Source organism: Kitasatospora sp. NPDC057198 (assembly GCF_042670125.1).
In the GTDB taxonomy this organism is placed as follows: domain Bacteria; phylum Actinomycetota; class Actinomycetes; order Streptomycetales; family Streptomycetaceae; genus Kitasatospora.
Window position 1 is genome coordinate 1 of sequence record NZ_JBHUWH010000876.1, and the last position, 1,244, is coordinate 1,244.

Genomic DNA, 1,244 nt, shown 5'->3' on the forward strand with positions numbered 1-1,244 from the left:
GCCCCGTGATGGCCGAGGACCCGGCCCGTCCGGCCCGTCCGGTCCGATCCGCCGGTCCGTCGCGGACCGGGACGGACCGGCGCAGCCTGCCGCTGACCGCTGTGCCGGGGGCGGTCGCCCGGGGCCGGGAGTTCACCCGGCTCGCGCTGCGGGCCTGGGGCTGGCTGCCCGCGCCGGACGACGTCACCGGGGCGGTGGCCGAGGACGTGCTGCTGATGACCAGCGAACTGGTCACCAACGCCTGCCAGCACGCGGCCGGCCCCTACCTGCTGGAACTGACCCGGCACGGGCCGCTGGTGCGGGTCGCCGTGCGGGACGCCGACGACCGGCCGCCGCTGCTGCGCCCGCCCCGGGTGCCCGCCCGGCCCGGCGGGCACGGGCTGCGGGTGGTCGACCGGCTGGCCACCGCCTGGGGCTGCGAGCCGCTGGCGGGCGGCGGCAAGACGGTGTGGCTGGAGGTGGTCCGTCCTCCGGCGGAACCCTGAAGCGGGAAGTGCCACAGTGGTAGCAGGGAGCGGTCCCGCCCACCGGGGCCGTGCCGCGTTCTCGGAGCCGAGGTGATGGTCGCGTGGGCAGCACACCGGACCCCGGACGGCCGCACCCGTCGCCGCCCCCCGACCGGCCGGGCCGGGACGGGGACCGCGCGGGAGGACCCGTCGAGGAGCACAGCAGGGCGGCCGACCCCGGCCCGGTCGCCGAGCCGGACGGCCGCGCGCTGCGCCGGCTGCTGGCGGGCCTGACCGCCGTCCGGGACGGCGACCTCACGCTGCGGCTGCCGGACGAGCCCGGCGTGCTGGGTGAGATCTCCGGCGTCTACAACGACATGGCGGAGCGGCTGGCCCGGCTGAACGCCGAGGTGACCCGGGTGGCCCGGGAGGTCGGCACCGAGGGCGTGCTCGGCGGGCAGGCCGAAGTCCCGCAGGCGCACGGCGCGTGGCGGGAGCTGGCCGACTCGGTGAACGCGATGGCGGGCAACCTGACTTCGCAGGTGCGCAACATCGCGCAGGTGACCACGGCGGTGGCCCGGGGTGACCTGACCCGGAAGATCGACGTGGACGCCCGGGGCGAGATCCTGGAGCTGAAGAACACCGTCAACACGATGGTGGAGCAGCTGAGTTCGTTCGCCGCCGAGGTGACCCGCGTGGCCCGCGAGGTCGGCACCGAGGGCATCCTGGGCGGGCAGGCGGACGTCCGGGGCGTCTCCGGCACCTGGCGCGACCTGACCGACAGCGTCAACTTGATGG

The 1,244-nt window shown here is 76.7% G+C and carries 2 protein-coding genes; both read left to right on the top strand.

Features of this window, described 5'->3' with window-relative positions; genetic code table 11:
- A partial coding sequence (locus tag ACFUEL_RS39790; RefSeq protein WP_380243116.1) for an ATP-binding protein occupies positions 1-485 on the top strand: 485 nt, incomplete at its 5' end.
- A gap of 230 nt (positions 486-715) precedes the next feature.
- Positions 716-1,244 (top strand): HAMP domain-containing protein (locus ACFUEL_RS39795; RefSeq protein WP_380243118.1); only part of this gene is annotated, 529 nt, incomplete at its 3' end.